The sequence below is a fragment of the Ruegeria sp. CH5 genome, assembly GCF_056537025.1.
This window is the reverse complement of record NZ_JBQFQT010000002.1, coordinates 524330-550341: the sequence shown is the minus strand read 5'-3', so window position 1 is coordinate 550341 and position 26012 is coordinate 524330. Positions and strand designations below refer to the sequence as shown.

Genomic DNA, 26012 nt, shown 5'->3' with positions numbered 1-26012 from the left:
TTAAGCGACTTGCCGCGCCAATTTGAATATCGAACATCGACGAAACTTGATGCAGATCAGAGTGGGCGCCCCGTCCTGCAGGCATGGTCGGCTTGCACACAAAACCAAAGGCAAGAACATGACCAGCAAACTCGCCATCCTCACCCTTTCCACCGCGTTGGCCGCTGTTTCGGCCCCCGCATTCGCCCAGTCTCAAGGGGACTGGACCGTTGGTGTCGGTGTCGGCTATCTCGACCCGAAATCCGACAACGGGTCCCTCGCCGGCTTCAGCGCCGACGTCGACTCGGACACCCGCCCGATCTTCACCGCCGAGTATTTCATTCGTGACAATCTGGGCATCGAGCTTTTGGCCGCAACGCCGTTCAGCCATGACATCACGCTGGGCGGAAGCGTCGACGCGGGCAGCGTCAAGCACCTGCCGCCCACACTGTCGCTGAACTACCACTTTGCAACCAACAGCGCCTGGAAACCCTATGTCGGCGCCGGTTTGAACTACACCGTGTTCTTTGACGAGGAATCGCCGCTGGGCGATCTGAAGGTCGACGACTCGTTCGGCGTGTCGCTGCAGGCCGGCCTGGACTACATGGTCACGGACAAGGGCGCGGTTCGCCTGAACGTCCGCTGGTTCGACATCGACTCGGACGTCACCCTCAACGGAGCCGACATCGGCAAGGCCGAGATCGATCCGTGGCTGGTTGGCGTGTCCTACGTCCATCGCTTCTGATCCCTTGATCGGATACGCCTCGCCGTGACCTCGTCGGCGAGGCGTTTTTCTTCAGAGCATTTCGTTCATCAATTCGCGGCCGATCAGCATCCGGCGGATCTCGCTGGTGCCCGCGCCGATCTCCATCAGCTTGGCATCGCGGAAGATCCGGCTGACCGGCGCATCCGCCAGGAACCCGGCCCCGCCCATGGCCTGAACCGCCTGATGCGCCTGCACCATCGCCTGCTCGGACGCATAGAGACAGCACGCCGCAGCATCCTGCCGGGTCACGTCGCCCCGGTCACAGGCTTTGGCCACCTCGTAGACATAGGCCCGGGCCGAATTCATCGCGGTGTACATGTCGGCGATCTTGCCCTGCATCAGCTGGAAGGTTCCGATCGGTTTGCCGAACTGCTTGCGCTCGGCCAGATAGGGCATGATCTCGTCCAGGCAGGCAGCCATGATGCCGGTGCCAATCCCGGCCAGAACCACGCGCTCATAGTCGAGGCCCGACATCAGAACCGCAACGCCCTTGCCTTCTTCGCCCAGCACGTTCTCGAAGGGCACCTCGACATCTTCGAAGATCAGCTCGGCCGTGTTCGAACCGCGCATACCCAGCTTGTCGAAATGGGGCGAGGTCGAGAACCCTTTCATCTCTTTCTCGATCAGGAAGGCCGTGATGCCCTTGGACCCGGCCTCGGGGTCGGTCTTGGCATAGACGACCAGCGTATCGGCATCCGGCCCGTTGGTGATCCAGTATTTGTTGCCGTTCAGGCGGTAATGGTCGTTGCGCTTTTCCGCCCGCAGTTTCATCGACACAACATCCGACCCCGCGCCGGGTTCCGACATGGCAAGGGCACCTACGTGTTCGCCCGAAATCAGGCGCGGCAGGTATTTCTGCTTCTGTTCTTCAGTGCCGTTCAGCTTGATCTGGTTGACGCATAGGTTGGAATGCGCCCCGTAGGACAACGCCACCGATGCCGAGGCGCGTGCGATTTCTTCAACCGCGATCGTATGCGCCAGATAGGTCATTTCGGCGCCGCCATACTGTTCGGGAACGGTTACGCCCAGCAGACCGAGTTCACCCATTTCCTTCCACAGCTCGTTGGGAAAGGCGTTGGTCTTGTCGATCTCGGCCGCCATCGGCTTGACCCGCTCCTGCGCCCAGCGGTGCACCATCTCGCGCAGCGCGTTCACATCTTCACCCAGATCGAATTGCATTGTCGCCGTGAACATCCGCGCTCTCCTCTTTCGCGTTAATGAACAGGTGTTCAATAAACTGATACAGACCTTTCCCCGCGCGGTCAATCATCGCGTGACCCAAATGAAAAAGCCGCCCCAAGGCGGCTTGTGCAGGGTTCGAGCGTGCGCCGCATGGCGCACTCGATTGAGTTACCGTTGGAAAACAGCGCCGACCTCGGCGCGGATGATGCCGGCAATCAGACGGCAATCGTCCAGCGAGAAGGTCAGCGGAACGCGCATGTCGATGATCCCGCGCAGAATCCGGTCGGTCTCGGGCATCCGCTCCGACTCGGCATAGCGCCAGCTGTCATAGCGCGAGGTGAACCCGGTTGGCTCAGCCCCGCCGAACCATTTCAGCTCGACCCCGCGATCTGCGCAGCGCCGCAAAACCTCGGCGATCTGCTCAGACGCCCAATCCAGTAGAAGAAACTGGATCGACGAGCCGACATAGCTCTCCTCGGCAGGCCGCTCGACGATGGTCAGGCCGGGTGTGCCGCGCAGACCCGCCTCGATCTCGGCATAGCGTTCGTTCCAGCGCCGCACCTGCCGATCCAGATCGCGCAACTGGGGGCGCAGGATCGCCGCGCGCAGATTGTCCATCCGCCCCGACACGTTTGGCGTGGTGTACTTGATCCGCTCGAACACCTCGGGACCCGGCGCCGCAAGGTGGCGTTCGTACAGCATGTACGAGCCCGACAGCATCGTGGCCTTGGCCGCCAGCATCTCGTCATCGGTGATCAACAGACCACCCTCGCCCGAGTTCACATGTTTGTAGGTCTGGCAGGAATAGCAGCCGATCGCCCCCTGACGGCCGGACAACTGTCCGCGCCAGGCGGCGCCCATCGTGTGGGCGCAATCCTCGATCACCGTCACCCCGGCGGCGTCGCACATCTGCATCAACCGGTCCATGTCACACAGATGCCCGCGCATGTGGCTGAGCATCAGAACCTTGGCGCGGTCCATCTTGGCCGCCAGATCGTCCAGATCAATGGTCAGCCCCTCGGTCACGCCCACGAAAACCGGGCGCGCATTGACCGAGGCGATCGCCCCCGGCACCGGGGCCAGCGTGAAGGCGTTGGTCAGAACCGCATCTCCCGGCTGGACACCCACGGCACGCAGGGCCGTGGCCAGCGCATAGCCGCCCGACGACACGGCCAGACAGTATTTCGCACCCATCTGCGCGGCAAATTCCTGTTCCAACAGGGCGGTTTCGCTCAGCTCTCCGGGGGCCACGTTGTAGCGGTGCAACCGCCCGTGACGCAGAACAGCCAGCGCCGCCTCGATCGCCGCGTCGGGGATCGGCTCCTGCTGGGTGAAACTGCCAGAAAATCGCTCGGTCATGGCGTCGTTTGTGGGGCCAGTCGCAGCGCGGGTCAAGAGATCAGGCCGCCGCGCCCACAAGCTCGGCGACGATTGCGGGCAGATCGTCGAAATGGTGCAGCAGCGCATCGGGCTGCAGTGCGGCCATGTCATCACCGGACGGGCCGAAGGTCACAAGGATCGAAGGCACCCCTGCGGCGAGGGCCGTGTTACGGTCGGTATCCGAGTCGCCCACCAGTATGCAGTGGTCGGGAAGCCCGCCGGCCCGGCGCGCCGCTTCACGCAGCGGCGCGGGGTCGGGCTTGCGCACCGGCAGCGTGTCCGCCCCCACCAACGAGCCGAACAACGCCCGCGCTCCCAGCCGCGTCATCAGCAGCTCGGCCAGCGCCTCGGGCTTGTTGGTGCAGATGCCGACACCGTATCCGGCGGCCTTCAGCGCCTCGACCGCCTGCAGCGCGCCGGGATAGAAGGTGGTGTGGGTGTCGATCGCCTGCCCATAGGCCTCGAGCAGGACCGGGTAATAGGCGTTCACGGTCTCTTCGTCATAGGCGCCCACGCGTTTCAGCCCGTGGGTCAGCATCATCCGCCCGCCGCGCAAAGCCACCGCCGCATCCTGCCCGTGCACCAGCACGTCGCCATGCCCCATCTGCCGGAAACAATGGTTGGCCGCCGCCAGCAGATCGCCCGACGTATCGGCCAAAGTCCCGTCCAGATCGAAGATGACCGTGCGCATTCTGTCTCCTTGCTCGGCAGTTTTCCGCCATGTCGTGTTGCAAACGGCAATCTTGTTTGATGGCCGAACGGCTTGCGCCTTTGCCCTCAGCGGATAAAACGGACCGCGACAAAACAAAAGAGAAAACGCATTCATGAGCACTGCCCTTGTCATCCTTGCCGCCGGAAAAGGCACCCGGATGAATTCGGATATCCCAAAGGTTCTGCACCCGATCGCCCAGGTTCCGATGCTGGTGCACGCCATGCGCGCCGGGTCGGTTCTCGCACCCGAACGCACGGTCATCGTCACCGGCCAAGGCGCTGAGGCGGTGGCCAAAGTCGCGCAGGCCGAGGATGAAGACGCGCGCATCGTCGTGCAGGACCAGCAACTGGGCACCGCCCATGCCGTCGCCCAGGCGCGCGCGGCGCTGGAAGGGTTCACCGGTGACGTGGTCGTTCTGTACGGCGATACCCCGTTTCTTCAGCCCGACACGCTGGAGCGCATGATCGCCGCGCGGGCTGACAACGATCTGGTGATCCTGGGTTTCGAGGCCGTAGACCCGGCCCGGTATGGCCGCTTGGTGATGAAAGGCGACGCCCTAGAGCGGATCGTCGAGTTCAAGGATGCGTCAGATGAAGAACGCGCCATAACCTTCTGCAACTCGGGACTTCTGGCCTGTGACGCGGGCACTCTGTTCGACTTGATCGACGCGGTCGGAAACGACAACGCCTCGGGCGAATACTACCTGACCGACGTGGTCGAGATCGCACGCGACCGCGGCCTGAAGGTCACCGCCGTTTCGTGCAACGAGGCGCAGACGCTGGGCGTGAACTCGCGCGCAGATCTGGCCGCGGCCGATGCCGTGTTCCAGGCCCGCGCCCGGGCCGAGCTGCTGGATCTGGGCGTCACCCTGATGGCCCCCGAGACGGTCTTTCTGGCCGCCGACACGGTGATCGGCCGCGACACGGTGATCGAACCCAACGTGGTCTTCGGCCCCGGCGTCACCGTCGAAAGCGGCGCGACGATCCGGGCGTTTTCGCACCTGGAAGGCTGCCATGTCAGCCGCGGCGCCGTGGTCGGCCCCTATGCCCGGCTGCGCCCGGGGGCGGAACTGGCCGAGAACACCCGTATCGGCAATTTCGTCGAGATCAAGAATGCCGAAATCGCCGAGGGCGCCAAGGTCAATCACCTTAGCTATATCGGCGATGCGTCGGTGGGCGCGGGCACGAATATCGGCGCGGGCACCATCACCTGCAACTATGATGGCGTGATGAAGCACCGCACGGTGATCGGCGAGAATGTCTTTGTCGGCTCGAACACCATGCTGGTGGCCCCGGTCACCGTGGGCAGCGGCGCGATGACGGCCACAGGCACCATCGTGACCCGCGACGTCGAACCCGACGCCCTGGCGGTGGGCCGCGCCAAACAGGAAAACAAGCCGGGCTACGCCCGCAAGCTGTTCGAGATGCTGAAGGCGAAAAAGGCACGCCGGGACAAGGGAGCCTGAGTAAATGTGTGGAATTGTTGGCGTATTGGGCAAGCACGAAGCGGCGCCCATCCTGGTCGAAGCTCTGAAACGGCTGGAATACCGCGGCTATGACAGTGCGGGCATCGCAACCGTAAACGGCGGCAAGCTGGGCCGTCGGCGCGCGGTGGGCAAGCTGGTAAATCTCAGCGACCTGCTGGTGCATGACCCCCTGCCCGGCAAGTCGGGCATCGGTCACACGCGGTGGGCGACCCATGGCGCCCCCTCGGTCAGCAACGCGCACCCGCATCAGGCCGGACCGGTTGCCGTGGTCCACAACGGCATCGTCGAAAACTATCGCGAGCTGCGGGCCGAACTGGCTGAGAACGGCATCGATTTCCAGACCGAAACCGACACCGAAACCGTCGCGTTGATGACGGAATTCTACATGAAATCGGGGCTGAGCCCGGTCGAGGCCGCCTTCAAGACCATCGACCGGCTGCAAGGTGCCTTTGCGTTGGCCTTCCTGTTCGACGGCGAGGATGACCTGATCGTCGCCGCCCGCAAGGGCTCGCCGCTGGCCATCGGGCACGGGGATGGCGAGATGTTCGTGGGCTCGGACGCCATCGCACTGGCGCCGCTGACCGACCGGATCACCTATCTGGAAGAAGGCGACCGCGCCGTGGTCACCCGCATTTCGGTCGAGATCCGCAACGAGGCGGGCGAGATCGCAAATCGCGAGATCCGCAAGATCCAGCTGGATCAGACCCGGACCGACAAGGGCGGGCACAAGCATTTCATGGCCAAGGAAATCGCCGAACAGCCGGTGGTGGTGGCCGAAGCGATCCGCTCGTACCTACCCACCGGCGGCGACAGGGTGGTTTTGCCGGACGCGGATCTTGATTTCTCCAAGCTGGACCGCCTGACCATGGTGGCCTGCGGCACAGCCTTCTATGCCTGTCTGACCGCCAAGTACTGGTTCGAGCAACTGGCCCGGATGCCGGTCGAGGTCGATATCGCCAGCGAGTTCCGCTATCGCGAACCGCCGATCACCGACCGCACGCTGGCCCTGTTCGTCAGCCAGTCGGGCGAAACCGCCGACACCTTGGCCGCGCTGCGCTATTGCGAGGGCAAGGCCGACAAGATCGTTTCGGTGGTCAATGTCCCCGAAAGCTCGATCGCGCGGGAAAGCGACGTGGCACTGCCCATCCATGCCGGGGTCGAGATCGGCGTGGCCTCGACCAAGGCCTTCACCTGCCAGCTGAGCGTTCTGCTGATGCTGGCGCTCAAGGCCGCGGCCGACCGGGGCACACTGGACGACGATGCGCTGGCCGATCACGCCGCCGCGCTGCGCGGTCTGCCGACACTGCTGAATGCCGCGCTGGACCAGGAGGAGGCGATCCGGAAATCCGCCCAGCGCCTGTCCGAGGCGCGCGACGTTCTGTTCCTGGGACGCGGCCTGATGTACCCGCTGGCCCTCGAAGGCGCGCTGAAACTCAAGGAAATCAGCTATATCCACGCCGAGGGCTATGCCTCGGGCGAGCTGAAGCACGGCCCTATCGCCCTGATCGACAAGCACATGCCGGTGGTGGTCATGGCCCCGCGCGATGCGGTGTTCGACAAGACCGTGTCGAACATGCAAGAGGTCATGGCGCGCAAGGGCAAGGTCATTTTGGTCTCGGACGACGACGGGATCGCAGATGCCAAGGACGGGGTCTGGAGCACGATCCGCATGCCACATGCCCAAGCCTCGGTCGCGCCGATCCTGTATTCGGTGCCCGCGCAGCTACTGGCCTATCACACGGCGGTCGCCAAGGGCACCGATGTGGACCAGCCGCGCAACCTGGCGAAATCCGTCACGGTCGAGTAAGCCGTCATGCCGGACAGCCCTCTGGACCAGATCAAGGCGTATGCCGACCCGGACCGGGCCGCCCAGATGGCGGCCTATCACAAGGTCGATCGCCCCTATCTTGGTGTACCGAACCCGGTGCTGAATGATCTGACCAAAAGCTGGCGGCAGCAGATGGACGTGGACGCCCGTGTCGCGCTGGCCGATCAGCTGTGGCAGACCAACATTCACGAGGCGCGGCTGGCCGCCGCCAAGCTGCTGACGCAGGCGCGCATCCGCCCCGATCAGGCGGTTTGGGACCTGCTGCAAAGCTGGCTGTCCGATTTCGACGCTTGGGCGGTGGCCGACCATGCCAGCATGGCCATGCAAAAGCGCCTGTGGGCCGATCCGTCGCGGCTGGATCAGGTCGAAGGCTGGACGACCTCGGATCACATGTGGACCCGACGCGCGGCACTGGTCGCCACCCTGCCCTGGACCAAGCAAAACCACCCCAAGCCCGAGGACCTACAGCGCCGCGACCGCATCCTGGGTTGGGCCGCCAAGTATGTCCCCGATCACGACTGGTTCATCCAGAAGGCGGTGGCCTGGTGGCTGCGCGACCTGTCCAAACACGATCCCAATCGGGTCCGGGCGTTTCTGGTCACGTACGGTGACGCGATGAAGCCCTTTGCCCGCAAAGAGGCTGGCAAGTACCTGAAAGATCAATTGGAATAAACGTCCAGTTCGACCAGTTCGTCAAACGGCACCAGCAGCGCACGCATCGCCTCAACCGACAGGCGGCTGCCGCCCGAGGGTGCTGGCACAAGGGTGATGTAAGCCTGCGCGCCCGTCTTGGGTACGACCACCCGGCCATTGATCTCAGTTTCGACCAACGGCGTTTCAAGCCAGCGTCCGGGCTTGTTCGGATCGCCCAGTCCGGCAATCGTTGTCTTGGCACCGGCCCATCCGGTGTTCACGGCCGCAACAGGCGTTGCTTCCACCTCTTCGGTCGCAGCGGCGGTTTCTGTCGTCTGCGCAGGTTCCGCATCCGGCGCGCGATCAAGTCCTTGCCGCACCGCATCACAGCCGGTCAGAAACGCAGGAATAATGACAAACAGGTATCGCATGCGACCAGCCTACCCCTGCCCGCGCCCGCGTTCCACCCCTCAAGCGCAGTTCTGACTTGTCGCAAGGCACGGTGCGCTTTACCTATTGGGCATGACTGCTCCGCTGATCGACCCGTTTGCCCGCGCAATCACCTATCTCCGCGTCTCCGTCACGGACCGCTGCGATTTCCGCTGTGTCTACTGCATGTCCGAAAACATGACCTTTCTGCCCAAGAAAGAGCTGCTGACGCTGGAAGAGCTGGACCGGATGTGTTCGACCTTCGTCCGGCTGGGCGTGGAAAAGCTGCGGATCACGGGGGGCGAGCCGCTTGTGCGCCGTGGGATCATGGGGTTCTTCGACTCGATGACCCGGCATCTGGACAGCGGCGCACTGAAAGAGCTGACGCTGACCACCAATGGCTCGCAACTCGCCCGGTTCGCCGACGACCTGTATGCCGCCGGGGTGCGGCGGGTGAATGTCTCGCTCGACACGCTGGACGAGGACAAATTCGCCCAGATCACCCGTTGGGGTCGCTTGAAACAGGTCCTGGGCGGGATCGATGCCGCGCAGAAGGCCGGGTTGCGCGTCAAGATCAACGCGGTGGCCCTGAAAGGGTTCAACGAGGACGAACTCCCCAAGATCACCCGCTGGTGCGCCGAGCGCGACATGGACCTGACCTGGATCGAGGTCATGCCCATGGGTGACATCGGCAACGAGGACCGGCTGGACCAGTACTGGTCGCTGAAAGACGTGCGGGCCGAGTACGAAAACCACTATACTGTCACCGATCTGGCCGAGCGCACGGGCGGACCGGCGCGCTATGTCCGGTTGGAGGAAACCGGGCAGAAGATCGGCTTCATCACGCCGCTCAGCCATAATTTCTGTGAAAGTTGCAACCGGGTACGCCTGACCTGCACGGGCGAGTTGTACATGTGCCTGGGGCAAGAGGACATGGCCGACTTGCGCGCCCCTCTGCGCGACCACCCCAACAGTGAAGAGCCACTGGAACAGGCGATCCGCGCGGCGATTACCCTCAAGCCCAAGGGCCATGATTTCGACTATTCCCGCCAGAAGATCGATGGCCAGATGAGCCGTCACATGAGCCACACGGGCGGCTGACATGGCAGACCAGTCGGGGCAACCCACGACGCTGTACCGTATGTACTGCGCGTTGACGTCCATCGCCATGCCATTGGCCTGGCGCACCGTTCGCGCCAAGCTGCAGACGGCGGGTGTTTCCGAGGTCCGTCAGCGCGAGCGGCTGGGCCATGCGAGCCAGCCCCGCCCCGACGGTCGGCTGATCTGGTTCCATGCGGCAAGCGTGGGCGAGAGCCTGTCGGTTCTGAGCCTGATCAAGCGCATCAGTGAACGGATCGAGGATGCGCAGTTCCTGATCACCTCTGGCACCCCGACCTCGGCGGCGCTGGTGGAAAAACGTCTACCACCGCGCACCCGCCACCAATACCCCCCGCTGGACAGCGCCGGACCGGTGGCGCGGTTTCTGGATCACTGGCGGCCCGATGCCGGCGTCTTCGTCGAAAGCGAGATCTGGCCACGACTGATCGTCGAGACCGCCCAGCGTGGAACGCCTCTGGCCCTGCTGAACGCGCGCCTGTCCGAGAAATCGGTGGCCGGGTGGAAGAAGCGCCCCGACACCGCCCGCTTTGTCCTGAGCCAGTTCCGCCTGTTCCTGACGCAAAACGACCGCACGGCCGCAAACCTGATCGCCATGGGCGCACCCGCCGATCTGGTGCAGCCCGGAACCAACCTCAAGGCCATGTCCGATCCGCTGCCGGTGGATCAGGATACGCTGACGAAGATCCGCGCGCAGATCGGCGCGCGGCCGGTCTGGATCGCCAGCTCGACCCATGCGGGCGAGGAGGAGACCGTTCTGGCCGCCTATGCCGAATTGCTGAACCGCTGGCCCGACCTGCTGCTGCTGCTGATCCCCCGCCACCCGGAACGGCGGGACGAGGTCTGCGCCCTGATTGATGCCACGGGTCAAAGCCATGCTCTGCGCAGCGCCGGGCAGCCGATCACCGACGACACGCAGGTCTATGTGGCCGACACGCTGGGCGAAACCGGAACGTGGTACGCGTTGTGCCCGATCGTGTTTTTGGGCGGGTCGCTGAAAGAGATCGGCGGCCACAACCCGTTCGAGCCGGCTCAGGCTGGCGCTGCGGTGATCACCGGGCCGGGTTACTACAATTTCGCCGAGACATTTGCCCCGCTGGTGGACAGCGGCGGCGCGGTCGAAGTCGCTTCGGCACCCGAGTTGGCCAAGGCGGTCGAGCTTTGGCTGTCGGACAGATCGGCGCTGGCAGCGGCGCAAGCGGCGGCGCAAACCTGCGTGAACACCCAGAAATCGGCGCTGGATTCGGTTGTGGATACGCTATGCGACAAGCTGGGTTTGGAGGACGCAGGCCGCTGACCGCAAGCGGCAGCGGGGACCTGCGCCCCCGCCACGGTATCAGGCTGCGGGCATCCGCTGTTCGACGATCTCGGCCCACCAGCTGCACCCGGCAGGGATCGCCTCGTCGTTGAAGTTGTATTCCGGGTGGTGAACCATCGCCGTGTCGCCATTGCCGACCAGGATATAAGCACCGGGACGCTCTTCCAGCATGTAGGCGAAGTCTTCGCCGCCCATGACCAAAGGTGCCTCCTCGCAGGTCCCCGAGACCGAGCGGGCGACCTCGGCGGCGAACTCGGTCTGCTCATCGCTGTTGATCATGACCGGATAGCCCCGGATATAGTTGACATCGGCAGTACCGCCGAATGTCGCGGCGACGCCCGAGCAGATTTCGTTGATGCGCTGCTCAGCAAGGTCCCGCATCTCTTTGCTCATCGTGCGCACGGTGCCCTTGATCTGCACTTTCTGCGGAATCACGTTGAACGCCTTCGACGAAGTCTCGAACGAGGTGACCGAAACAACGACCTGATCGATCGGATCGGCATTGCGCGACGCGATGGTCTGCAACGCCAGAACGGCCTGCGCAGTCATGACAGTGGTGTCCACGGTTTCATGCGGTTTGGCGGCATGACCTCCGCGACCTTCGAACGTGATATCGAACTGGTCAGTCGCCGCGAAGAACGCGCCCGGCCGGATCGAGAAGCTGCCCACAGGCTTACCAGGCCAATTGTGCATCCCGTAGACTTCCTGAATGCCCCAACGCTCCATCAGGTTGTCTTCGCACATCTCGCGGCCGCCGCCGCCGCCCTCCTCGGCGGGTTGGAAGATCACAACGACGGTTCCGTCGAAATTGCGCGTTTCGGACAGGTATTTGGCCGCCCCCAGCAGCATGGCGGTGTGGCCGTCATGGCCGCAGGCATGCATCGCACCCGGCGTTTTCGAAGCATAGTCCAAACCCGTCGCCTCGTGGATCGGCAAAGCGTCCATATCCGCCCGCAATCCGATCACCTTCCCCTTGGTGTCGGCCTTGCCCTTGATCACCCCGACAACTCCGGTGCGGCCAATCCCCGTGACCACCTCGTCGCAGCCGAATTCTTTCAGCTTTTCCGCAACCAGCGCACTGGTGCGATGCGTATCGAACAGAATTTCAGGATTCTCGTGAATATCACGCCGCCAGGCGGTGATTTCATCCTGCAATTCGGCAAAGCGGTTCTTCACTGGCATCTTCGTCTTCTCTCCTTAAAAAATCTCAGGCCACCGGCATCCGGCGTTCGACCATCTCTGCAAACCACGAGCATCCGATCGGAATGATCTCGTCATTGAAATCGTATTCGGGGTGGTGAAGCCCGGCGCTGTCGCCATTTCCCAAGACTATGAAGGCCCCGGGACGTTCCTGCAACATGAACGAGAAGTCTTCGCCCCCCATCACCATCGGTGCCTCGGCACAGCTGCCACCGACGGCAATTGCCGCGGATTCTGCATATCCGGTCTGCTCTTCCGCGTTGATCGTGACCGGAACGCCGCGCGAGTAGGTCACCGTGGCGGTGCCACCCATGGTCGCCGCGACACCTTGCACAACTTCATTCAGTCTCAGTTCGATCAGGTCGCGCACCTCGTTCGAATGGGTGCGGACAGTGCCGCGCAGCCGGGCCGATTGCGGGATCACGTTGAACGCATTCGACGAAGTCTCGACCGCAGTGACCGACAGAACGGCCTGCAAGATCGGGTCGGCGTTACGCGAAACTATGGTCTGCAGGGCCACGATCAGTTGCGACAGCATGACCGTAGTATCCACGGTTTCCTGCGGCTTGGCGGCATGACCGCCGCGGCCTTCAAGATGGATGTCGAACTCGTCCGCCGCCGCCAGCAGAGGCCCGGAGCGAATGGCAAACTGCCCGGTCGGCAGGCCCGGCACGTTGTGCATCGCATAGACTTCCTGGATGCCGAAGCGGTCCATCAAACCGTCCTGGCACATGGCTTCCGCACCGTTGCCGCCTTCTTCGGCCGGTTGAAAGATCACGATCGCGGTCCCATCGAAGTTTCGGGTCTCGGCCAGATATTTGGCGGCGCCCAGAACCATCGCAGTGTGACCGTCATGGCCACAGGCATGCATGGCGCCCGCAGTCTTGGAGGCATATTCCGCACCCGTCTGCTCCTGCATTGGCAGCGCATCCATATCGGCCCGCAGACCAATCACCCGGCCTTGGGTGTCGGTCCTGCCCTTGATCACGCCGACCACCCCGGTCCGGCCAATTCCGGTCACGACATCGTCGCAACCGAACTCTTTCAGTTTTTCCGCAACCAATGCGCTGGTCCGATGGGTATCGTAGAGAATTTCGGGGTGCTGATGTATGTCGCGCCGCCAACCGGTGATTTCGGGGTGCATTTCGGCAAAACGGTTCTTGATCGGCATGACTGTCTTTCCTGTTTCAGGCGATGGGCATTCGTCGTTCGACAAGCTCGGCGAACCAGCTGCATCCGGCCGGAATGGCCTGGTCGTCGAAATTGTATTCGGGATGGTGGCACATGGCCGTGTCGCCGTTCCCCAAGAAGATGTAGGCTCCGGGCCGTTCTTCAAGCATGTAGGCGAAGTCTTCCGACGGCATGATCGGATCCGTTGCGTCATTGACCTTGCCGGCCACCGCCTCGGCGGCTTCGGCGGCGAAGGCCGTTTCCGCCTCGGAATTCACCGTCACCGGGTAGCCGGGCGTCCAAGTCACGCGGGCTTGGGCGCCAAAAGCCGAGGCTGTGTCTTCGGCGATCCGGCGCACGCGCTCCTCGGCGATGCCACGGTATTCCGGGTCCAGTGTGCGAACCGTGCCCTGCAGCCGGACTGTGTGCGCAATCACGTTCGAGGCGACGCTGTCAGTTTCAAACGTCCCCACCGTCAGCACCACCCGTCGGATTGGATCGACGGTGCGGGATACAACCGATTGCAGCGCAACCACGATATGCGATGCCACCAAGGTTGTGTCGATGGCTTCATGCGGTGCGGCGGCGTGGCCACCTTTGCCGGTCACGACAATCTCGAACTCGTCCGACGACGCCAGCAGCGCGCCGGGCCGGATTGCGAACTCTCCGACAGGCAGGCCGGGCATGTTGTGCAAGCCGTAGACTTCCTGAATGCCCCAGCGATCCATAAGCCCATCGCGGCACATGGCCAGACCGCCGGCCCCGCCTTCTTCGGCCGGTTGAAAGATCAGAACCACCGTTCCGTCGAAATTGCGCGTCTCGGCAAGGTATTGCGCAGCGCCGAGCAAGATCGACGTGTGCCCGTCATGCCCGCAGGCATGCATCTTGCCCGGCACGGTCGAGGCATAGTCCAGTCCGGTCGCCTCGTTGATCGGCAAGGCATCCATGTCGGCCCGCAACCCGATCACCCGCCCCTGCGTGTCCGTCCGCCCTCGGATCACGGCCACGACACCGGTTTTACCTATACCCGGCGTGATTTCATCGATACCGAACGCCTTGAGTCGGTCGACAACGAAGCCGGCGGTTTCATGCACGTCGTACATCAACTCGGGATGCGCATGCAGGTGCCGCCGCCACTTGGTGATCTCGGCGTGCATTTCGGCAAGTCTGTTTTTGACCGGCATGTTCAACTCTCCGAGCTTCTGACTGAAATCCTGAGTTTCCAGTGCCTCTTTTGGGTCACGCCGCCAGTTTGTAGACCAGACGCTGCATGAAGTCATGGCCGGCGTTGAACTGAGCGATCGTGATGTATTCGTTCGGCTGGTGCGCCTGGGCGATATCTCCGGGCCCACAGATCACGGCTGAGTAACCGGCTTCCTGAAACTGACCGGCTTCGGTGCCATAGCTGACGACATGGGTAGCGTTGTCGCCCGTAAGGGCACGCACCAGTGTCTCGGCTTCGCCATCGGTTTCCGGGACCAACGCGGGAACGGCAAAGCTGGCCTTCACCTCGATATGGGCGTCCGGATGCACTTGCTGCATCTTCCTTTCCGCCACTCTTACCTGTTCCAGATAGGCTTCTTTCCAAGCTGATGCCTGCTCGCCGGGGACGACCCGGAAATCCATCATGAAACGGCAATCCTTGGCCGTTATGTTGTGCGCAGTGCCGCCCTTGATCATGCCCACGTGACAGGTTGTCCAAGGAGGATCAAAGACTGCCGCGATATCGCTGGGGTCCGCCGCCATGTTGATGTCGTTCTGGGCATTTGCCCAGTCGATCAGCGGCGCGGCATACATGATCGCATTGACACCGGTATGCATGATCGAACTGTGCACCTCGTATCCAACCACGTGGGTATCAAAGCCGAAGCCGCCCTTGTGGCCGGTGACGGCCTGCATCATCGACGGCTCGCCCACCACCACGGCCGAGCCCTTGGGCAGAACCTCCTGCATGGCGACGATCATGGGCGGCGCACCGGTGCAGCCGACCTCCTCGTCAAAACTCAGCGCCAATTGCAGCGGGCGCTTGACGTCGGCGTATTGCGCCTTGACCAGCGCCCAGATGGCGAGGGCGTCAAAGCCCTTCATGTCACAGGTACCACGTCCGAAATACTTGCCGTCCCGTTCGGTCACGACAAACGGGTCGCTGTCCCAGGGTTGTCCGTCCACCGGCACCACATCCGTGTGACCGGAAAGCACGACCGCGCCTTCCTCCCAGGGGCCGACATGGGCAAACAGGGCCGCCTTGTGCGGCTGGTCCGGATCCGGCCATCGGTGGGCGCGGATACCGTGGCCGTTCAGGTAGTCTTCGACCCAGTCGACCAGCGGCAGGTTGCTGTCGCGGCTGACGGTGGGAAACGAGATCAGCTTGGTCATGATCTCAAGCGGAGTCAGGCGCTGTGGCATGTGGGTCAGTAGCCGCTGTCGGTCGTCAGAATGAAGTGACCCGGCTCTACCTCTCGGTATTCCGAAGGCGCAGGCTCATAGCCGATTGGGTGAATTGGAGACGGGATCGGTTTGAAATTCAGATCTTTTTCCGTTTTGCGCTGATTGGGATCGGCGATCGGAACCGCCTTCATCAATGCCTGCGTATAGGGGTGCTGCGGGTTTTCAAATACACGCGCCCGTGGGCCCAGTTCGACGATCCGGCCCAGATACATCACACCCACGTGGTGGCTGACCCGTTCAACCACGGCCATGTCGTGGCTGATGAACAGATAGCTCAGCCCAAGTTCGGACTGCAATTCCATCATCAGGTTCAGAACCTGCGCCTGAACGGAAACGTCCAGCGCGGAAACCGCTTCGTCCGCAATGATCAATTTCGGGTTCAGGGCCAGCGCCCGGGCAATCGCAATTCTCTGCCGCTGCCCACCCGACATTTCGTGCGGGAACCGGCGCATGAAGCTTCGTGGCAGGTGCACCTTGTCGAACAGCTGTGCGACCCGGTCCTGCAGTTCCGACCCCGATGCCACGCCATAATTGCGCATCGGCTCGGCCACCTGATCAACCAACTGCATCTGCGGGTTCAGCGATGCGAATGGGTCCTGAAAAATCATCTGCATATCCAGACGGGCCTTGCGCAGGCCCTTCTGTTCCAGCTTCATGATGTCCACACCATCAAGACTGATTTCGCCGGCCATCGGCTCTATCAACCGCAGGATCGAGCGGCCGGCCGAGGATTTTCCACAACCCGACTCCCCAACAAGGCTCAACGTCTGCCCTCTGTTCAGGGTGAATGAGACATCTTCAACCGCATGCACATTCGAAATGGTGCGGCGCAGGATCCCGCCTTTGACCGGGAACCGCGTGGTCAGGTTCCGGACTGACAGCAAAACTTCCTCGGTTCCGGGAATCGGGGCGATCTTCTGTCCTTCGACACCCAACAACTTCATCGGCTCGGGGGCGGACTTTCCGCGCATCTCACCCAGCTTGGGCACCGCGGCCAGCAGAGCCTTGGTGTAGTCATGCTGGGGATTCTCGAAAATCTCGGTGACGGTACCCTCTTCGACCTTGTTGCCGCGGTACATGACGACAACCCTGTCAGCCATCTGTGCGACCACGGCCATGTCATGGGTGATGAACATGACCGCCGTGCCGGTTTCACGCTTCAGCCGGTCCATCAGGGCCAGGATCTCGGCCTGGATCGTCACGTCCAGCGCCGTGGTGGGCTCATCGGCGATCAGCAGGCGCGGCTCGCAGGCCATGGCCATGGCGATCACAACCCGCTGGCGCATCCCGCCCGACAATTCGTGCGGATACTGCTTGAGCCGCCGCTCGGGCTCGGGGATGCGGACCTGTTCCAGCAGTTCCAAGGCGCGCGCTTCAGCCTGGGACTTGGACATATCCTTGTGAATCCGCAACCCTTCAGTCAGCTGTCGCCCGACCGTGAAAACGGGGTTCAGCGCCGTCATCGGCTCCTGAAAGATCATCCCGATTTCATTGCCGCGAATCTGTTTCATGAGGTCCTGATCGGTCTTGGCCAAATCCAGCTCGGTTCCGTCGGTACGGTCGAAAATCAGCTGTCCGCCGGCGATCTCGCCCCCGCCAAATTCAACAAGGCGCATCAACGACAGCGAAGACACGGACTTGCCCGATCCCGATTCGCCCACGATGCAGACGGTTTCGCCCGGACGGACCTCGAACGAGACGTCCTCGACCCCGACGACGGGCCCATCCTTGGTTTGGAATTCGACCCGAAGTTCCCTGATCTGGGCGATAGGCTGATCCAGCACGCGAGCGCTCCCCTTGGCTGCATGAGTGTTTTGGTTGCCGAACGCTAAGGCGGGCTGACAGGAAAAGTCAAACGCATTGCCAGTTTCGCTGCGGCAAGGCTTGCAATTTCTGCAAACTCTGTTTCGATACCCCGCGTAACCGTGCCGAGAAATTGGGCGTAGTGCGCAGACATTTGCGCAATTGTCTTTTTTTTCAGTGGCTTGAGCCCGGCACGGCAACGCCAAATCCGCAGGCCTTGCGGAGAAAATCGAGACACGAATGTGTCCAACAAGGAGTGTATGATGAAAATCAAAACCCTTTTGCTTGGTGCGATTGCAAGCACGGCGATGGCCCCGATGGCCATGGCCGAGCGCGGATCGGACGGCAACGTCAGCATCATCTATTGGCAAGCACCCTCGATCCTGAACCCGTTCCTGTCGGGCGGCACCAAAGACGTCGAAGCGGCCTCGCTGGTGATCGAACCCCTGGCCCGCTATGACCAAGACGGCAACATGGTGCCGTATCTGGCAGCCGAAATCCCGACCGTCGAAAACGGCGGCGTGAGCGAGGACCTCACCTCGATCACGTGGAAGATCGCTCCGGGGATCACCTGGTCGGATGGCACGCCGTTCACCTCGGCCGACGTGAAATTCACCGCTGATTACTGCATGGACCCCGAAGGTGGCTGTGCGCAGGTGACCAAGTTCGAAGGCGTCACCAGCGTCGAAGCTGTGGATGATCTGACCGTCAAGGTCACCTTCGACAAGCCGACCCCGTTCCCCTACGGTCCGTTCGTCGGCGGTGAAAGCCCGATCATCCAGGCGGCTCAGTTCGCGGACTGCATGGGCGCGAAAGCTCCGGAATGCACCGAGCAGAACTTCAACCCGATCGGCACCGGCCCGTTTGTCGTCACCGAGTTCAAGCCGAACGACGTGATCACCTTCAAGGCCAACGACAACTATCGTGACCCGGCGAAACCGGCCTTCGCAACCGTGACCTTCAAGGGCGGCGGCGATGCGACCGCGGCCGGTCGCGCCGTGATGGAAACCGGCGAGTTCGACTATGCCTGGAACCTGCAGCTGGCGCCCGAAGTGATCGCGCAGATGCAGGAAGGCGGCAAAGGCACTCCGGTGGCAGGCTTTGGCCCGCTGGTCGAGCGCATCATGCTGAACCAGACCAACCCATCACCCGAACTGCCGGAAGGCGAGCGTTCGACGGCCAAGCACCCGCACCCGTTCCTGCAGGATCCGGCGGTCTACAAGGCTATGTCGATGGCAATCGACCGCCCGCTGCTGGTTGAGATCGGATATGGCCAGGCGGGTAAAGTGACCTGCAACTGGGTACCGGCTCCGGCTGCGTTCAACTCGACCTCGATGACCTGCGACACGCAGGATATCGAGGGCGCCAAGAAACTGCTGGATGATGCCGGCATCGTCGACACCGACGGCGACGGCGTCCGCGAGAAGGACGGCGTTCCGCTGAAGATCGTCTATCAGACCTCGACCAACGCCGTCCGCCAGGACTTCCAGGCGCTGATCAAGGAATGGTGGAGCCAGATCGGCATTGAAACCGAACTGCGCAACATCAACGCTTCGGTCTTCTTCGGTGGTGACCCGGGCTCGCCCGACACGTTCCAGAAGTTCTATGCGGACGTTGAAATGTACGCCAACACCTTCAACGGCACCGACCCGCAAAGCTATCTGGGCAACGGCCTGTGCGACAAGGCACCGCGTCCCGAGACCCAGTGGCAGGGTGAGAACATCAGCCGCTTCTGCAACGAAGAGTTCGACAAGCTGCACGCCCAACTGGCGCAGACCGCAGGTCTGGAGCAGCGCGCCGAAATCGCGAAGCAGCTGAACGACATCATGGTTCAGAACGGCGGCATGATCCCGCTGGTCCACCGTGGTCGTCTGTCGGCCCACGCAAACACTCTGGGCGGTGTCGTCCTGAACGTGTGGGACAGCGAACTGTGGAACATCGCTGACTGGTACCGCAAGACCGGTTCCTAAGCGCTAGCCTTGCACAGCCGCGTCCCGATCTGTATCGGGGCGCGGTCTTTCGCAAGTTCCACCAACAAGAAGACGCATATAAAGGCGCCTCTTAATGCTCAACTTCACCATTCGACGACTGATCCTGGCCGTTCCGACGCTGTTGTTCATCAGTCTCGTCATCTTCCTGTTGCTCGAGCTCGCCCCCGGCGACCCGATGGCACAGGTTCCGCTTACCGTTCCGCCTGAAGTCAAAGAGAAGATGCGCGAGGCGCTTGGCCTCGGCCAGCCTATGCATGTCCGGTTCTGGAAATGGATCGTGCAGTTCTTCTGGATCGAACCGCAGGTTTTGGTCGACCACATCTTTGGCACCACCTTTTCCGAAGGTGACCTGCGTGTGATTTCGTGGCAGACCCGCTCGCCCGTCATGGACATCGTCGTTCAGCGTATCCCGCAGACCCTGTGGGTTGTAGGCACCGCCTATGTGGTCGCCATCCTGATCGCCCTGCCCATTGGCATCTATTCGGCCTATCGCCAGTATTCCTGGTTCGACCAGATGGGCACCTTCGTGTCGATGGTCGGCTTCTCGGTTCCGCCGTTCTTCTCGGGGGTGCTGGTGATCGTGATCTTCTCGGTCCAGTTGGGCTGGTTCCCGTCGATCTATGACACGACGCATGTGGTCAATGACTGGGACAGCTTCGTCATTCAGCTGAAACAGATGATCATGCCCGTGATGGTGCTGGCGCTGCAGATCACCGCGCAGCTCAGCCGGTTCATGCGCGCCTCGATGCTGGACAACCTCAACCAGGATTACGTCCGTACCGCCCGCGCCAAGGGCCTGAGCGAATACACCGTCGTCATGGTACATGTCCTGCGCAACTCGATGATCCCGGTGGTTACCGTGATCGCTCTGGGTATTCCGGCGATCTTTGGTGGCGCGATCATCACCGAGCAGGTGTTCAAGGTGAACGGCATCGGCCAGCTGCTGATCGGCGCCATTCAGGCCAATGACTTGCCGATGGTGCAGACGCTGACCTTCATCTTTGCCGTGCTGATCGTCCTGTTCAACCTGATCGCAGACGTTCTCTATGGCATTCTGGACCCGAGGATCCGCTATGACTGATCACAATCAATCAGACACGCTGGTCCCTGATGAGGGCCTTGCGCCGGCCTCGACGGCCTTGCCGACTGCCGATGTAATGGAAGAACTGACCACCCCACCTCGCAGCCAGTGGCGCGACGTGTGGGACCAGTTCAAGACCCACAAGGGCGCCATGATCGGCGCGATGCTGTTCATCTTCATCGTCGCGGCCGTCTATCTGGGCCCGTTCCTGTGGACCATCGACCCGACCCAGATCGACATCCGTGCCCGCAACCAGGGGCCCAGCTGGGCCCATCCGTTCGGCACCGATCAGCTGGGCCGGGACATCATGGCGCGAATGATGTCGGGGGGGCAGACCTCGGTATCGGTCGGCATCACCGCGATGCTGCTGGCGCTGTTTTTGGGGTCGTTCATCGGCGTGGTTGCCGGGTTCTTCAAACGGCTGGACGGGCCGCTGATGCGCCTGACCGATCTGTTCCTGGCCCTGCCGCTGCTGCCGCTGCTGCTGGTGATGATGCTGCTGTTCCGCGAGCCTCTGTCCGCTGCGTTCGGGCTTGAACGTGGGATTTTCATCCTGATCGTCTGCGCCATCGGCATCACCTCGTGGATGCCTACGGCGCGGATCGTGCGCGGCGACGTGCTGGCCATCAAGGAACGCGAGTTCGTTCTGGCCGCCCGCTCGATCGGCACCAGCAACAGACAGATCATCACCCGGCACATCCTGCCCAACGTGCTGTCGCCGATCATGGTGTCGGCCACGCTGGGCATCGCCACGGCGATCATCACCGAAAGCGCGCTGTCCTTCCTGGGGCTGGGCTTCCCGCCTGACTTCCCCACCTGGGGCAGGCTGCTGTTCGATGGTGTCGACTATCTGCAGCAGTACCCCGAGCGTGTGTTCTGGCCCGGCCTAGCGATCTCGCTGACCGTTCTCAGCGTGAACTATCTGGGCGACGGCCTGCGCGATGCGCTCGATCCGCGGATCCGCGGACGCTGAACCAAAGTCAGTCGGCGCGCCTGAGCGCGCCGGCCAACACCACGATCACCACTGCCAGCGGCAGCAGGACGGCAAAGGCCAGCCGCAGTGACAGGATACCTGCCAGAAGCCCGATCAGCGGCGGACCGATCAGCAAACCTCCGTATCCCAAAGTGGCCACACTGGCGATGGCCTGCCCCGGCGGGACATGCGGGTCGTTCGCGGCCCGGCTGAACGCCAGCGGCATGATCACCGCATAGCCCACACCCATCATCGCGAATCCAGCCAGCGCCCCGACCGCGCCGCCGGCCGATACCACCAGGAACACGCCGACGGCGGCGCAGGCTCCGCTGACCCGGGCCACCGGCACCGGGCCGAACCGGGCGATCACGAGGCCGCCCAGCAGCCGCACGGCAACCATGGACACCGAAAAGACGGCATAGCCCAAGGCAGCAACGCTTTCAGCCACCCCCGTGACATCCCGCAGAAAGATGGCGCTCCAGTCAGCCACTGCACCCTCGCCCAACGCGCCGCACATCGCGGTCAGCCCGACCAGAACCAGAACGCCGCTGGGCAAAGCAAAGATCGCGTTGCCGTCGGACTGCACCCGCCGCGACGTCCATCGGACCCAGGACAAGGCAAGCGCCAGCGCGACGGTTGCCCCGCCGGCCAGCAGGAAATGCGGCAACACGTCAAGCTGCAGCTGAACCGCGCCATAACCGCTGAGCGCACCCAACCCGGCGCCGAGGCTCCACATCGCGTGAAACGAGGACATCACCGGTTTGGCATAGGTCTGCTCGACCTCGGCGGCCCAGGCGTTCATGGCCACATCCATTGAGCCGTGGAAGGCCCCGAAGATGAACAGGAACGCAGCCAGCATGGCGAAGCTGTCGGCGGCCGCAAGAAGGATCAGTGAGGCTGTGTACAGGACCGCGATCACCCGCGTCACGGTCACCGCGCCAAACCTGTCGGTCAGGCGTCCGGTGACTGGAAAGGAACACACCGCCCCGGCCGCCATGAACAGCAGGCCATAGCCCAGTTCCTCGTGGCTCAGCCCCAGACGGTCACGGACGGCTGGAATGCGCGAGGCCCAGATCCCAAACAGGGCGCCGTTCAGGATGAACATGGCGGCCACGGCCCGCCAGGCTGAAACCAATCCGATCATGAAACCTGCCCCGCCTGCGAAATATCTGCCTCGCAGAAATACAGGCCGCGCGCCGGTTGGCAAGCCGCGCTATTCCAGCTTGCGGCGGATGCGGCGCACGGCCAGCCAGACAAGCGCCACTACAGGCAGCGTCACGCCCGCGGTCAGCATCCCCTTGCTGATCCCCGCATTGGTCAACGGGTACAGCAGGTAACTGACCAGCGACACGGCGTAATAGCTGATAGCGACCACCGACAGACCTTCGACCGTGTGCTGCAATCGCAGCGCCAGATCCGCCCGGCGGTCCATGCTCTCCAGCAAGGCCTGGTTCTGCGCGCTGCGCTCGACATCGACGCGCGTCCGCAGCAGGTCACCGGCGCGAATGGCCCGGTCCGAAAGTGCCTGCAGCCGCCGTTCGGTTGCCTTGACCGTGCGCATGGCCGGGTCATAGCGGCGCATCATGAAATCGGCGAATGTCTGACGCCCGTGGAAACGATCCTCGCGCAGCGCCTCGATCCGCTGGTGCACGATGGCCTCATAGGCCCCCGTCGCGGCAAAGCGAAAGGCCGAACGCGCCGACAACGTCTCGAGCTCGGTCGAGGTGGCCAGCAATTGCGGCAGCAGATCGTCGGGATGGGTCGTGTCCTTGGTCATCTCGCCCATCAACTGGGTCAGTTGTCGGTCCAACTCGCCGATCTGGGGCATCAGGGCCTTGACCCGGGCAAAGCCCAACATGGACATCGCCTTGTAGGTCTCGATCTCGCACAGGCGCTGGATGATCCGGCCGGTGCGCCTGCGCCCGGTCCCCTCGGACACGAACAGGGCAAACCGCATGTGGCCTGCCGGGTCGATGCGAAAATCGCTGGCGCAGATCGCCGAGTCGTCCAGCACCCGCGACACCGCCAGGCTTTCCGGCTCGAACCAATCTGCCAGCGCGGCTTGCGTGGCCCCGTCATCCGGGCGCGGCACCACCCGCAGCATGATCGAGGTCACGCGCTGGCCTGGACTGGTCATCAGCCAGTCGGGGGGGAATACTTCGAAATCGGCGGGGTTGAACGCGCGTTCGCTGACATTCTGAGTGATGGCCGTATAGGTCACGAACTCCGTGTGATGCTCCCACTTCAACCAATGCCGCCCGATCTGCCCGGCATAATGGGTAGCATCGGGCTGCGGATGCTGTGCCCCGTGGCGGTCCAACAGGTCGATCAGGTGAGCCATATCTTTGGCTCGGTCGCGCGCCACCGCGGCGACCGGTTTTTTGATCGCAAGGAATACAACCGTGCACGGCGCCTGCGCCACGGGGAACGGCCGCGCGTGCAATTCATTGGCCAGCGCATAGCGCAGCGGATGATCCTCGATTGGCGTCATGAGCGGCTCCTTGTGTTCCGGGCACTATACGACACCGAAGCATTTCATCAATTATCTTTTTATTTCATATACTTACATGGATACCGCGGTATACAAGCCGGCTATCTCATTGATTTGGCTGCCAGAGCTCGATCGGATTGCCCTCGGGGTCGTGCAGGCGGGCGAATTTTCCGATCTCGCTGTTCCATTCGTCACGGGTCTCCACCTCGATTCCAGCCGCACGCAGCTGGTCGACCATGGCCGCCAGATCGTCGACGCGGAAATTGATCATCCATTGCTGCGCGGCATCACCGAAATAGTCCGTGTCTTCGGCGAATGGGGCAAACACGGTGTAGCCTTCGCGCTGCTTCCACGGAACCGGGTCATAGTGATTGACGCCCAGATGGGTCTCGTACCATTGCGACAGAGCCTTTGAATCGCGGGCGCGAAAGAACACGCCGCCGATGCCGTTTACCTTATGCATGGAACACCTCCTGCCGATTGGGTTGATACGGCATCATACCCTGAAACGGAAAAAGGCGCCCGCGAGGGGCGCCTTTTCCAAGGATATGAGCCACAGATCAGTCGATCATTGGCAGCAGCTTGTCCAGCGACTGCTTGGCGTCGCCATAGAACATGCGGGTGTTCTCCTTGTAGAACAACGGGTTTTCGATGCCCGAATACCCGGTGCCCTGCCCGCGTTTCGAGACGATCACCTGCTTGGCCTTCCAGCATTCCAGAACCGGCATCCCGGCAATGGGGCTGTTCGGGTCTTCCTGCGCCGCAGGGTTCACGATGTCGTTCGAGCCAATGACGATCGCGACATCCGTTTCCGGGAAGTCGTCGTTGATCTCGTCCATTTCCAGCACGATGTCATAGGGCACCTTGGCCTCGGCCAGCAGCACGTTCATGTGGCCCGGAAGACGGCCCGCGACGGGGTGGATGGCAAAGCGCACATTCTTGCCCTTGGCGCGCAGCTTACGGACCAGTTCGCTGACAGATTGCTGCGCCTGCGCCACCGCCATTCCGTAGCCGGGGATGATGATGACGCTGTCGGCATCGTTCAACGCTGCTGCAACACCGTCGGCGTCGATCGCCACCTGTTCGCCTTCAACCTCCATCTGGGGCCCCGAAGTGCCGCCAAAGCCGCCCAGGATCACGCTGACAAAGTGACGGTTCATCGCCTTGCACATGATGTAGGACAGGATCGCACCCGACGAGCCGACCAGCGCACCGACGACGATCAGCAGGTCGTTGCCCAGCGAGAAACCAATCGCGGCCGCGGCCCAGCCCGAGTAGCTGTTCAGCATAGACACAACGACCGGCATGTCGGCACCGCCGATGCCCATGATCAGGTGATAACCGATGAACAACGCCGCCAGCGTCATCAGGAACAGCGGGAAGAAGCCACCCGAAGCGGTGTACCAGATCAGACAGATCAGCGAGAGGCCAGCCGCCGCCGCGTTCAGCGCATGCCCGCCCGGCAGTTTGGTGGCCGCCGAGGTGACCTTGCCGGCCAGTTTTCCATAGGCCACGACCGAACCGGTAAAGGTGATCGCACCGATGAAGATGCCCAGGAACAGCTCGACATGCAGAATAGCCAGCTCGGCCGGGGTTTTCTTGGCGATCAGTTTCGCGAAGGCGCCCAGATCCGACAGGTCGGCATCCTTGGCCGCGTCAACGATCGCAAAGACTTCGGCGACATTCTTGATCTCGAAATGGGCGTTGTACCCGACGAAAACCGCCGCCAGACCCACCAGCGAGTGCATGGCGGCCACAAGCTGCGGCATCTCGGTCATCTGGACGCGCTGCGCCACATATTGACCGATCAGACCACCGCCGATGATCAGCAGCAGCGACAGCAGCCACAGGCCCGATCCGGGGCCGACCAGCGTGGCGAATACCGCCAGCGCCATGCCGACGATGCCGTACCAGACCGCGCGCTTGGCGCTTTCCTGGTTGGACAGGCCGCCGAGCGAAAGGATGAACAGAACAGCCGCAACGACATAGGCGGCAGTGGTGAAGCCAAATTCCATGTGCCCGGCCT

General features: G+C 62.6%; 22 protein-coding genes. 9 read left to right on the top strand and 13 right to left on the bottom strand.

The genetic code is table 11. The features are described 5' to 3' along the window. The first annotated feature begins 118 nt into the window (after positions 1-118). Positions 119-724, top strand: a complete 606-nt coding sequence (locus ACR0JC_RS10060) for an OmpW/AlkL family protein (protein ID WP_170340989.1) — start codon at positions 119-121, stop codon at positions 722-724. A gap of 51 nt (positions 725-775) precedes the next feature. On the opposite strand, the gene ACR0JC_RS10055 is transcribed toward ACR0JC_RS10060, so the two are convergent. From ACR0JC_RS10055 to ACR0JC_RS10045, 3 genes are all read right to left on the bottom strand, one after another. After that, entirely contained in the window at positions 776-1939 is a 1164-nt protein-coding gene (locus ACR0JC_RS10055) for an isovaleryl-CoA dehydrogenase (RefSeq protein ID WP_170340987.1), read from the bottom strand. Positions 1940-2095: 156 nt separating this feature from the next. After that, positions 2096-3286 (bottom strand): DegT/DnrJ/EryC1/StrS family aminotransferase, encoded by a 1191-nt coding sequence (locus tag ACR0JC_RS10050; RefSeq protein ID WP_170340986.1) that lies wholly within the window; start codon positions 3284-3286, stop codon positions 2096-2098. 40 nt (positions 3287-3326) lie between these two features. After that, complete coding sequence (locus ACR0JC_RS10045) at positions 3327-3998, bottom strand: HAD-IA family hydrolase (protein WP_170340984.1); 672 nt, start codon at positions 3996-3998, stop codon at positions 3327-3329. A gap of 133 nt (positions 3999-4131) precedes the next feature. On the opposite strand from ACR0JC_RS10045, the gene glmU reads away from it, so the two are divergent. The 3 genes from glmU to ACR0JC_RS10030 are packed head-to-tail and all read left to right on the top strand — an operon-like array spanning position 4132 to position 8005. Next, positions 4132-5484: a bifunctional UDP-N-acetylglucosamine diphosphorylase/glucosamine-1-phosphate N-acetyltransferase GlmU gene (glmU, locus tag ACR0JC_RS10040; protein WP_170340982.1), complete on the top strand. Its 1353-nt coding sequence runs from the start codon at positions 4132-4134 to the stop codon at positions 5482-5484. A gap of 4 nt (positions 5485-5488) precedes the next feature. Then, complete coding sequence (gene glmS, locus ACR0JC_RS10035; protein WP_170340980.1) at positions 5489-7312, top strand: glutamine--fructose-6-phosphate transaminase (isomerizing); 1824 nt, start codon at positions 5489-5491, stop codon at positions 7310-7312. A gap of 6 nt (positions 7313-7318) precedes the next feature. Next, positions 7319-8005, top strand: a complete 687-nt coding sequence (locus ACR0JC_RS10030; protein ID WP_170340978.1) for a DNA alkylation repair protein — start codon at positions 7319-7321, stop codon at positions 8003-8005. Here the strand turns inward: ACR0JC_RS10030 and ACR0JC_RS10025 are convergent. Further along, on the bottom strand, positions 7993-8397 hold the full coding sequence (locus ACR0JC_RS10025; RefSeq protein WP_170340976.1) for a hypothetical protein: 405 nt from the start codon (positions 8395-8397) through the stop codon (positions 7993-7995). The genes ACR0JC_RS10030 and ACR0JC_RS10025 overlap by 13 nt on opposite strands. A gap of 91 nt (positions 8398-8488) precedes the next feature. Here ACR0JC_RS10025 and moaA point away from each other — a divergent pair, with 91 nt between their 5' ends. Next, the gene (gene moaA / locus ACR0JC_RS10020; protein ID WP_170538201.1) at positions 8489-9496 is read left to right on the top strand and encodes a GTP 3',8-cyclase MoaA; all 1008 of its coding nucleotides are present in this window, start codon (positions 8489-8491) and stop codon (positions 9494-9496) included. Position 9497: 1 nt separating this feature from the next. After that, complete coding sequence (locus tag ACR0JC_RS10015; RefSeq protein WP_170340973.1) at positions 9498-10808, top strand: 3-deoxy-D-manno-octulosonic acid transferase; 1311 nt, start codon at positions 9498-9500, stop codon at positions 10806-10808. Positions 10809-10847: 39 nt separating this feature from the next. Here the strand turns inward: ACR0JC_RS10015 and ACR0JC_RS10010 are convergent, their stop codons facing one another. From ACR0JC_RS10010 to ACR0JC_RS09990, 5 genes are read right to left on the bottom strand one after another with little or no spacing between them, the layout of a single operon-like run. Continuing rightward, on the bottom strand, positions 10848-12011 hold the full coding sequence (locus ACR0JC_RS10010; protein WP_170340971.1) for a M20 aminoacylase family protein: 1164 nt from the start codon (positions 12009-12011) through the stop codon (positions 10848-10850). 25 nt (positions 12012-12036) lie between these two features. Next, positions 12037-13200 (bottom strand): M20 aminoacylase family protein, encoded by a 1164-nt coding sequence (locus ACR0JC_RS10005; protein WP_170340969.1) that lies wholly within the window; start codon positions 13198-13200, stop codon positions 12037-12039. Between the two features lie 16 nt (positions 13201-13216). Then, a complete protein-coding gene (locus ACR0JC_RS10000; protein ID WP_170340966.1) occupies positions 13217-14383 on the bottom strand; it encodes a M20 aminoacylase family protein in 1167 nt (388 codons plus the stop codon). Between the two features lie 55 nt (positions 14384-14438). Beyond that, complete coding sequence (gene argE, locus ACR0JC_RS09995; RefSeq protein ID WP_170340965.1) at positions 14439-15605, bottom strand: acetylornithine deacetylase; 1167 nt, start codon at positions 15603-15605, stop codon at positions 14439-14441. Positions 15606-15610: 5 nt separating this feature from the next. Next, positions 15611-17431: an ABC transporter ATP-binding protein gene (locus ACR0JC_RS09990; protein WP_170340963.1), complete on the bottom strand. Its 1821-nt coding sequence runs from the start codon at positions 17429-17431 to the stop codon at positions 15611-15613. Positions 17432-17713: 282 nt separating this feature from the next. On the opposite strand from ACR0JC_RS09990, the gene ACR0JC_RS09985 reads away from it, so the two are divergent. The 3 genes from ACR0JC_RS09985 to ACR0JC_RS09975 all read left to right on the top strand — a co-directional run bounded on the left by ACR0JC_RS09985 (position 17714) and on the right by ACR0JC_RS09975 (position 21495). Then, positions 17714-19420 carry a peptide ABC transporter substrate-binding protein gene (locus ACR0JC_RS09985; RefSeq protein ID WP_093965071.1) on the top strand — a complete coding sequence of 569 codons (1707 nt, stop codon included), beginning with the start codon at positions 17714-17716 and terminating at the stop codon, positions 19418-19420. Positions 19421-19514: 94 nt separating this feature from the next. After that, positions 19515-20522 (top strand): ABC transporter permease, encoded by a 1008-nt coding sequence (locus ACR0JC_RS09980; RefSeq protein ID WP_170340961.1) that lies wholly within the window; start codon positions 19515-19517, stop codon positions 20520-20522. Further along, complete coding sequence (locus tag ACR0JC_RS09975; RefSeq protein WP_170340959.1) at positions 20515-21495, top strand: ABC transporter permease; 981 nt, start codon at positions 20515-20517, stop codon at positions 21493-21495. Before ACR0JC_RS09980 ends, ACR0JC_RS09975 begins: the two co-directional genes overlap by 8 nt. Positions 21496-21502: 7 nt before the next feature. On the opposite strand, the gene ACR0JC_RS09970 is transcribed toward ACR0JC_RS09975, so the two are convergent. From ACR0JC_RS09970 to ACR0JC_RS09955, 4 genes are all read right to left on the bottom strand, one after another. Then, positions 21503-22639 (bottom strand): MFS transporter, encoded by a 1137-nt coding sequence (locus ACR0JC_RS09970; protein WP_170340957.1) that lies wholly within the window; start codon positions 22637-22639, stop codon positions 21503-21505. Positions 22640-22708: 69 nt separating this feature from the next. Then, positions 22709-23986 (bottom strand): DUF3422 family protein, encoded by a 1278-nt coding sequence (locus ACR0JC_RS09965; RefSeq protein ID WP_170340348.1) that lies wholly within the window; start codon positions 23984-23986, stop codon positions 22709-22711. A gap of 106 nt (positions 23987-24092) precedes the next feature. Further along, positions 24093-24449: a VOC family protein gene (locus ACR0JC_RS09960; protein WP_170340955.1), complete on the bottom strand. Its 357-nt coding sequence runs from the start codon at positions 24447-24449 to the stop codon at positions 24093-24095. 97 nt (positions 24450-24546) lie between these two features. Next, on the bottom strand, positions 24547-26001 hold the full coding sequence (locus ACR0JC_RS09955; RefSeq protein ID WP_093964877.1) for an NAD(P)(+) transhydrogenase (Re/Si-specific) subunit beta: 1455 nt from the start codon (positions 25999-26001) through the stop codon (positions 24547-24549). Between the last annotated feature and the right edge of the window lie 11 nt (positions 26002-26012).

What these genes read in the sequence shown, in the direction of transcription:
- ACR0JC_RS09970 (WP_170340957.1), bottom strand. Translation starts at nt 22,639, where the DNA reads ATGATCGGATTGGTTTCAGCCTGGCGGGCCGTGGCCGCCATGTTCATC.
- ACR0JC_RS10015 (WP_170340973.1), top strand. Translation starts at nt 9,498, where the DNA reads ATGGCAGACCAGTCGGGGCAACCCACGACGCTGTACCGTATGTACTGC.
- ACR0JC_RS09975 (WP_170340959.1), top strand. Translation starts at nt 20,515, where the DNA reads ATGACTGATCACAATCAATCAGACACGCTGGTCCCTGATGAGGGCCTT.
- glmS (WP_170340980.1), top strand. Translation starts at nt 5,489, where the DNA reads ATGTGTGGAATTGTTGGCGTATTGGGCAAGCACGAAGCGGCGCCCATC.
- ACR0JC_RS10055 (WP_170340987.1), bottom strand. Translation starts at nt 1,939, where the DNA reads ATGTTCACGGCGACAATGCAATTCGATCTGGGTGAAGATGTGAACGCG.
- ACR0JC_RS10005 (WP_170340969.1), bottom strand. Translation starts at nt 13,200, where the DNA reads ATGCCGATCAAGAACCGTTTTGCCGAAATGCACCCCGAAATCACCGGT.
- ACR0JC_RS10000 (WP_170340966.1), bottom strand. Translation starts at nt 14,383, where the DNA reads ATGCCGGTCAAAAACAGACTTGCCGAAATGCACGCCGAGATCACCAAG.
- ACR0JC_RS09980 (WP_170340961.1), top strand. Translation starts at nt 19,515, where the DNA reads ATGCTCAACTTCACCATTCGACGACTGATCCTGGCCGTTCCGACGCTG.
- ACR0JC_RS09955 (WP_093964877.1), bottom strand. Translation starts at nt 26,001, where the DNA reads ATGGAATTTGGCTTCACCACTGCCGCCTATGTCGTTGCGGCTGTTCTG.
- glmU (WP_170340982.1), top strand. Translation starts at nt 4,132, where the DNA reads ATGAGCACTGCCCTTGTCATCCTTGCCGCCGGAAAAGGCACCCGGATG.
- ACR0JC_RS10050 (WP_170340986.1), bottom strand. Translation starts at nt 3,286, where the DNA reads ATGACCGAGCGATTTTCTGGCAGTTTCACCCAGCAGGAGCCGATCCCC.
- ACR0JC_RS09960 (WP_170340955.1), bottom strand. Translation starts at nt 24,449, where the DNA reads ATGCATAAGGTAAACGGCATCGGCGGCGTGTTCTTTCGCGCCCGCGAT.
- ACR0JC_RS10030 (WP_170340978.1), top strand. Translation starts at nt 7,319, where the DNA reads ATGCCGGACAGCCCTCTGGACCAGATCAAGGCGTATGCCGACCCGGAC.
- argE (WP_170340965.1), bottom strand. Translation starts at nt 15,605, where the DNA reads ATGCCACAGCGCCTGACTCCGCTTGAGATCATGACCAAGCTGATCTCG.
- ACR0JC_RS09965 (WP_170340348.1), bottom strand. Translation starts at nt 23,986, where the DNA reads ATGACGCCAATCGAGGATCATCCGCTGCGCTATGCGCTGGCCAATGAA.
- ACR0JC_RS10045 (WP_170340984.1), bottom strand. Translation starts at nt 3,998, where the DNA reads ATGCGCACGGTCATCTTCGATCTGGACGGGACTTTGGCCGATACGTCG.
- ACR0JC_RS10010 (WP_170340971.1), bottom strand. Translation starts at nt 12,011, where the DNA reads ATGCCAGTGAAGAACCGCTTTGCCGAATTGCAGGATGAAATCACCGCC.
- ACR0JC_RS10025 (WP_170340976.1), bottom strand. Translation starts at nt 8,397, where the DNA reads ATGCGATACCTGTTTGTCATTATTCCTGCGTTTCTGACCGGCTGTGAT.
- ACR0JC_RS10060 (WP_170340989.1), top strand. Translation starts at nt 119, where the DNA reads ATGACCAGCAAACTCGCCATCCTCACCCTTTCCACCGCGTTGGCCGCT.
- ACR0JC_RS09985 (WP_093965071.1), top strand. Translation starts at nt 17,714, where the DNA reads ATGAAAATCAAAACCCTTTTGCTTGGTGCGATTGCAAGCACGGCGATG.
- moaA (WP_170538201.1), top strand. Translation starts at nt 8,489, where the DNA reads ATGACTGCTCCGCTGATCGACCCGTTTGCCCGCGCAATCACCTATCTC.